Genomic DNA, 6598 nt, shown 5'->3' on the forward strand with positions numbered 1-6598 from the left:
GGGCATAGACCGCAACGGTCACCGTCCGGTGTCACGATTTCCCTCCTCACGGACCGTTCGGCATGTAACGATGTGCCTGTTTGTGCAGTTCGGATGTTTTCTGGGAGAGGCCCGTGGCCGGGGTGAGAACGGCGATACCACGCGCGATCGGGCTGATCGCATTGATGGCGTGCGTCGTCTTCGCGCTGCGCGGATACCTGCCGGGCACCGGCGGCCCGCATGCGCCGTCGCCGCCCTCGGCGGTGACGGTGGCGCTCATGCCGGTGCTGTCGCTGGTATCGGTGGTGATCCTGCTGGCCGGGGTACTGACCAGCCAGCACCACGCGCCGCTGGCGATGGCCGAGGTCGACCGTGACCGTAAGCGGCAGCCGTTCCGATTGAGCCGGTTCGGGATCGTGATCCTCATCGGCACCGCCGTCGCGGCCGTGCTGACCGCGATCGTGTGGGCGGTATATCTGCTCGCCGGTGGCCGCGAGGAAGCCCCCGCGCCGCGTTCGAATCCGCCCGCCACCGCACAGCCCGAAACCACCGCGCCGCCCCCCACCCAGCCGTTCTCCGGCACCCCGGAGTTGAGCGGCCACGCCCTGCTGCTCGTGGGCATCTGCGCCGCGGTGCTGGTCGCGATCGCGATCCTCGGTCTCGGCGTGGTGGCCTTCGGCGCCCGCGATGGCCGCGGCGCACCGGCGGTGCCGTCCACGCCCGCACCCGCCGAGGCGCCGGTCTCGCTGGCACAGGTCGCCGAGATGGGCCTGGCCGCGATGATGGCCTCCGGAAAGGATGCGCGCGCCGCGATCATCGCCTGCTATGTCGCGATGGAGAGCGGTCTGGCGCAGGCCCGCGAGGTGGCGCCACTGGTCTCCGACACCCCCTCGGAGGTGCTGGCGCGCGCCTTCGACCGCGGCGTCCTGCACGACGCCTCGGCCCGCGAACTGGTGACGCTGTTCGAGGAAGCGCGATTCAGCCCGCATTCGATCCTGGAGTGGCAGCGCATGCGTGCCGAACAACTGCTGCGCATCGTGCTGGCGGATCTGCAGGGGGCCCGGCTGTGACCCGGATGACGATCGTGGTCGGCGCGGTGGCGATGATCGCGTTGATCGAGCTGGTCGGCCTGAGCAACCAGCGCGAGATGGTGCCGATCCTGGTCGGGGTGCCGGTGCTCGGCGCGCTGGCACTGCTGCTGTGGTCGCTGGTCGAGCGCTCCCGGGCGCAGGACCGTGCCGACGCCGACGATCACGACTTCGAGAACGGCCCGGCCGAAATGCTGAGCCGCTGGCACGCCCGCGCACAGATGCTCGCGACCCGCGCCGACGGCACCCGGGCCGATTGGGACCGCTACCTGCGCCCGCTGCTGGCCAAGGAGTTCGAACTGTCCAGCGGTCACCGGATCGCGAAGAACCGCAAGGCCACCGAGGCCGCCGGACGACTGCAGTTCGGTCCGGAACTGTGGCGCTGGGTGGATCCGGCCAATTCGTCGCCGCGTGATCAGACCACGCGCGCGCCCGGCCGGGACGCGCTCGACGAGATTCTACGTCGCTTGCAGAGCATGTGAGCAGCTTGCCGTACAGGTGAAATGGGTTGGAACTAATGCGAGATCGGATATGACGACACCTTTGGATGTGACCATCAAACGCACCGATGCGGTGCTGCGGGAGATCGCCCGCGCCGTGGTCGGCAAGCGCGAAGAGCTGCAGCTGATCATGATCGCGGTGCTGTCGGGCGGCCACGTCCTGATCGAGGACCTACCGGGCCTCGGTAAGACACTCATCGCCAGATCCTTCGCCACCGCATTGGGTTTGGACTTCACGCGCGTGCAGTTCACGCCGGACCTGCTGCCCGCGGATCTGATCGGCTCGACGATCTACGACATGGCCTCGGGCCGGTTCAACTTCCGCCGCGGGCCCGTGTTCACGAATATGCTGCTCGCCGACGAGATCAACCGCACGCCGCCCAAGACGCAGGCCGCGCTGCTCGAGGCGATGGCCGAGGGGCAGGTCAGCATCGACGGCGAAACCTTCCCGCTGCCACAGCCTTTCATCGTGCTGGCCACCGACAATCCGATCGAGTACGAGGGCACCTATCCGTTACCGGAGGCCCAGCTGGACCGATTCGCCATGCAATTACGGCTGGGATATCTGTCGGAGAAGGACGAGACCCAGATGATCCGCCGCCGGCTCGAACGCGGCGCGGTCACCCCGCAGGTGGGGCAGGTGGTGGACGCGCAAGGTCTGGTGGAGATGCGGCAGGCGGTCGAATTCGTCACCGTCCACCCGGATGTGGTGACCTATGTGGTCGCGCTGGCGGCCGCCACCCGCGGTCATCCGCAGGTCGAGGTCGGTGCGAGTCCCCGCGCCGAACTGGATCTGGTGCAGATGGCACGCGCCCGGGCGCTGCTGCTGGGGCGCGACTACGTGATCCCGGAGGATGTGAAGGCGCTGGCGGTTCCGGCGATGGCGCACCGGATCACGCTGCGCCCGGAGATGTGGGTGCGCCGGATCCGCGGCGAGGACGTGATCTCCGAATTGCTGCGCCGCCTGCCCGTACCGCGCGCGACGGTGACATGAGACATCGCGACACCACCTCGGCGAGCGAGGTCGATCTGCGCTGGCGGCCCGCGCCACTGGTGTACATGCTGGCGGTCGCCGCCGCGGTCGCGCTGGTGCCGGCGATCATGCTGGATCGGTGGCAGCTGGCGGTCTTCGCGGCGCCGATGCTGGGTGTGCTGGCCACCGCGCCGATTCAGTTGTCGCGCACCAGGGTTCAGGTCGACGGCGGCGGGATCATGCGCTGTTTCGAATCCGAGGAGGTCGAGCTGCCGGTCGCCGCGTTCGTCGAACACGGGCATGCGCTGCTGCGCTGTCGTCCGGAGGAGGCGAGCGGGCTGGAGCTGCGGGTCGAGGAATCCTCCGATTCCGGGCCCGCGCCGGCCGGTCTGCGGCTGGCGCTGTCGACCCAGCGCTGGGGCCGCTATCCGGTGACGGTCCGGCTGACGGCATTGAGCCCGGCGGGCCTGGCCCAGGCCTCGGCGAGCGTCGCGGCCGGTGAGGTGTACGTGTACCCGATCGCCGATCCGCAGCGAATGCGGTTGCCGCGCACCGAACTTCCGGAACGGATCGGCACCCACCTGACCCGCCGGCACGGGCCCGGCGTGGAGTACGCCGATATCCGCGCCTATGCGCCCGGCGACCAGTTGCGCATCGTCAACTGGCCGGTGAGCGCACGCCGCGGCCGCCTCTACGTCACCGAGCGGCTCACCAACCGGGCCGCGGATGTCGTTGTGCTGGTGGACACTTCGCTGCAGGCCCCGGGACCGGCCTCGGATTCGATGGAGTTGACCGTGCGCGGTGCGGCCCAGGTCGCGCAGACCGCGTTGCAGGCGGGCGACCGTACCGCCGTGGTGTGCCTGGGCCGCGCGCCGCGCTGGCTGCGGCCCGATATCGGGCGCCGCCAGTTCTATCGCATCGTCGACACGGTGCTCGGCGTCGGCGACGAGCACATCCCGAATGTCGGCACGCTGGCCCCGCATACGGCCGTGCCGATCGGCGCGATCGTGGTCGCGTTCTCGACCCTGCTCGACACCGAATTCGCTCTGGCCCTGATCGATCTGCGCAAACGCGGCCATGCCGTGGTGGTCGTCGACGTGCTGCGCGGCACGCCGTTCAAGGACGGCCTGGATCCGACGCTGGCCCGGATGTGGCAGTTGGAACGCACTGCGATGTATCGCGATATGGGCACCGTCGGAGTGGATATCGTGGCCTGGCCCGACGGCGCTCGCCTCGACCAGGCGATGCGGCTGCTGCCCGACCACCGGCGCATGGTGCGGGTGAAGCGATGACGAAATTTCTGGCCGTACTGTCCGGGCTGCTGCTGACCACCGCGGTGGGCATCGTGCTGCCGTGGGCCGCCATTCCGGTTTTCGTCGCGGTGGTCGTCGGCTGGCGGTTCCGCACGGTGGCGGTGCTGGCGGTGCTCGTCGCCCTCGGCGCGTTGGCGTGGGCCGATACCGGTGCGCTGGCCGCCGCCGGGACGGGTCTGGTGGCGACCACCTATCTGCTCAACACCGCCACGCTGCACGCCCCGGCCGGTGTGGTTCCCACCACATTGCCGTCGGTCTTCGGGGCGCTCGCCTTCGCGGCGGCGGCGGTGCTGGCGACGCTGATTCCGGGACGGCTGGCGTGGCTGCCGCTGCTGGCCCCGGTGCTGGTCATCGTGTTGTACGCGGCGATCGTCCAGGGCGTGGTCGGGCGCGAGGACGCCCCGGATACGGCGGAACCGACATAGTCGGTCGAGCGTGATATACCCCACAACCAGGGTGTTTGCCCTACTACACGATGTCGTGGTTTCCTACTACACCTTGTAGTCTGATGGCATGTGGATTATCCCGATCATCGCCGTCATCTGTTCCGTCGCGATCGCCGGCCTGTTCGCCACCGGCTTCCCGGACTGATCCGACAGGCCCCGCCCGGAACATCAGCGAACCGGGAATCGACGACACCGCCCGACCGGCACTGCCGGTCGGGCGGTTCGTTGTTCGACGGACCGGAGTCGATCAGGCGGTGAAGCTCAGCCGTACATCGCTCAGGACCGGGGCGTCCTCGCGTTCGACCACGGTCGCGCCGATGACGAGTTCGTCGCCTTCGCGCCAGATCCGCGATCGGATCGTCTCGCCCGGATACAGCACACCGGCGAATCGCGCCCGGAAGCCGGTCACCCGGCTCGCGTCCGAGTCCAGCACGGTGTCGGTCGCGGTCTTGCAGACCAGGCCGTAGGTGCACAGACCGTGCAGGATCGGATTGGGAAAGCCTGCGGCACGGGCGAATTCGGGGTCCGAATGCAGCGGGTTGCGGTCACCGCACATGCGGTACAGCAGTGCCTGCTGCGGCAGCGTCGGCGTGAGCACCTCGAAATCCGGGGTCCGATCGGGCAGTGCGGCCTTGGTGCTCGGTCCGCGCTCACCACCGAAACCGCCCTCACCCTTGGCGAAGATCGACGAGCGCGCCGTCCACAGCGGCTGCCCGTCGGATCCGGTGATCACCGTCTCGTGGGCGATCACCGCGGCCGAACCCTTGTCCCACACCTCGGTGATCCGCCCGGTGCTGCTCGCCTTGCCCTCGGCCGGAATCGGCCGGTGCACAACGATTTCCTGGCTGCCGTGCACGACCTTGGCCAGGTCGATCTCCACGCCCGGATAGCTCACCTTCGGTGGTTCGGTGACCCGCATCGTCGGTGCGACGGTCGCGAAGGTCGGCAGCACCTGCGGCTCCCGATCGTCCAGATATCGCAGTTCGCCCGGATCGGTCCAGCGCGTACCGGCGCTCAGGCCCAGGTGGTACAGCTGCACATCCGAGGGCGTCCAGGAGAACTCCTGGGTCGGAAGTTCCGCTCCGAGAGCGGTTTTCAGGTCGATTGGCATTATGTGTTCCTTGTTCGCCGACGTATCACGAGTCCCGATCGAGGGTGTCCGGAAACCGATCCGATCGGCCGGACCACCCTCGATCGACAGTGGTGTTGCGGATGCCGCCGCAGGTGGCCGGACCGCTCCCATGGTGCCGGGATCGGGCCCGGCCCCCGCCGCGGGTCCCGCTCACCGGTGCCCGCCTACTTGCTCGCCGCGCTGGTGGGGGCCTTCTCCTCGCGCGCCTTCTCGACGATATCCATGACCGCCAGATAACCGAAGGTCAGCGCGGGCCCGATGGTCGCGCCGGGCCCGGCGTAGGTGTGGCCCATGACCGGGGTCGAGGAGTTGCCGGCCGCGTAGAGCCCGTCGATCACGCTGCCGTCCGCCCGCAGCACCCGCGCCGCGGTGTCGGTGACCAGGCCGCCCTTGGTGCCCAGGTCGCCCGGCACGATCTTGGCGGCGTAGAACGGGCCCTGCACCAGGGCCGCCAGGCACGGATTCGGCTTCACGGTCGGATCGCCGTAGTAGCGGTCGTAGTGACTCTTGCCGCGGCCGAAGTCCTCGTCGACGCCCTTCTCCGCGAAGGCGTTGAACCGGGCGACGGTGGCGGCGAGATTGTCCGCCGGCACGCCGAGACGCTGCGCCAGCTCCTCGAGGGTGTCGGCCTTGACGATGTTGTCGTTTTCCATCCAGCGGGATGGAAAGCGCTGGCCCGGCTGCAGCCCGGCGAAGATGTAGCGGTTGCGGTAGCGCTGGTCGAACACCAGCCAGGCGGGGATGTTCTCGCCCGGACCGTCACCCTGACCCCATTTACCGCCGTACATGGTGTGCACGGCCTCGACGTAAGGAGCGGACTCATTACCGAATCGCTTACCGTCGGCGTTCACCATGATCGCGCCGGGCAGATTGCGCTCGGCCAGGGCGAACCACGGCTTGCCGCCCTTGAAGATGGTCGGCCCCCACCAGGCGTCCTCCATGAAACCGATGTCGCCGCCGACCTCCATACCGGCCCGGATGCCGTCACCGGTGTTGGCCGCCGCGCCCCGTGGTCCATTCGGTGGTGATGGGTTTGCGCTGGTACTGCTCGCGCATCTCGGCGTTGTGCTCGAAACCGCCGGTGCCCAGCACCACACCGTAACGGGCCTTGAAGATCGTCGGCTCGCCGTCGACGGTCGCCTCCACGCCGACGACCCGGCCCGTCTT

Annotated in this window: 6 protein-coding genes and 1 pseudogene; 5 read left to right on the forward strand and 2 right to left on the reverse strand. The window is 68.9% G+C overall.

Annotated elements, in window-relative coordinates; all coding sequences use genetic code 11:
• The first annotated feature begins 113 nt into the window (after nt 1–113).
• Genes ON23_RS02165 through ON23_RS02185 form a run of 5 tightly spaced genes read left to right on the forward strand, consistent with a single transcriptional unit; the run spans nt 114 to nt 4278 of the window.
• Nucleotides 114–1049, forward strand: a complete 936-nt coding sequence (locus ON23_RS02165) for a DUF4129 domain-containing protein (protein WP_245555894.1) — start codon at nt 114–116, stop codon at nt 1047–1049.
• A gap of 5 nt (nt 1050–1054) precedes the next feature.
• Nucleotides 1055–1549, forward strand: coding sequence for a hypothetical protein (locus tag ON23_RS02170; protein ID WP_051041854.1), 495 nt, complete (start codon nt 1055–1057; stop codon nt 1547–1549).
• Between the two features lie 49 nt (nt 1550–1598).
• Nucleotides 1599–2561, forward strand: coding sequence for an AAA family ATPase (locus ON23_RS02175; protein ID WP_036497539.1), 963 nt, complete (start codon nt 1599–1601; stop codon nt 2559–2561).
• On the forward strand, nt 2558–3832 hold the full coding sequence (locus ON23_RS02180) for a DUF58 domain-containing protein (RefSeq protein ID WP_039775761.1): 1275 nt from the start codon (nt 2558–2560) through the stop codon (nt 3830–3832). Before ON23_RS02175 ends, ON23_RS02180 begins: the two co-directional genes overlap by 4 nt.
• The gene (locus ON23_RS02185; protein WP_051041837.1) at nt 3829–4278 is read left to right on the forward strand and encodes a hypothetical protein; all 450 of its coding nucleotides are present in this window, start codon (nt 3829–3831) and stop codon (nt 4276–4278) included. The genes ON23_RS02180 and ON23_RS02185 overlap by 4 nt, the downstream gene beginning before the upstream one ends.
• Nucleotides 4279–4546: 268 nt before the next feature.
• Here ON23_RS02185 and chsH3 read toward each other — a convergent pair whose 3' ends face one another.
• Both chsH3 and ON23_RS02195 read right to left on the reverse strand, forming a co-directional pair.
• Nucleotides 4547–5410, reverse strand: a complete 864-nt coding sequence (chsH3, locus tag ON23_RS02190; protein ID WP_039775762.1) for an enoyl-CoA hydratase ChsH3 — start codon at nt 5408–5410, stop codon at nt 4547–4549.
• Between the two features lie 185 nt (nt 5411–5595).
• Nucleotides 5596–6598, reverse strand: a pseudogene (locus ON23_RS02195) (FAD-binding protein); the annotation flags it as partial.

This window comes from Nocardia cerradoensis NBRC 101014 (assembly GCF_000308535.1).
Taxonomy (GTDB): Bacteria; Actinomycetota; Actinomycetes; order Mycobacteriales; family Mycobacteriaceae; genus Nocardia; species Nocardia cerradoensis.

Excerpts from the sequence above, each read along its gene's own strand:
- ON23_RS02185 (WP_051041837.1), top strand. The coding sequence starts at position 3,829 with ATGACGAAATTTCTGGCCGTACTGTCCGGGCTGCTGCTGACCACCGCG.
- ON23_RS02170 (WP_051041854.1), top strand. The coding sequence starts at position 1,055 with ATGACGATCGTGGTCGGCGCGGTGGCGATGATCGCGTTGATCGAGCTG.
- ON23_RS02175 (WP_036497539.1), top strand. The coding sequence starts at position 1,599 with ATGACGACACCTTTGGATGTGACCATCAAACGCACCGATGCGGTGCTG.
- ON23_RS02180 (WP_039775761.1), top strand. The coding sequence starts at position 2,558 with ATGAGACATCGCGACACCACCTCGGCGAGCGAGGTCGATCTGCGCTGG.
- chsH3 (WP_039775762.1), bottom strand. The coding sequence starts at position 5,410 with ATGCCAATCGACCTGAAAACCGCTCTCGGAGCGGAACTTCCGACCCAG.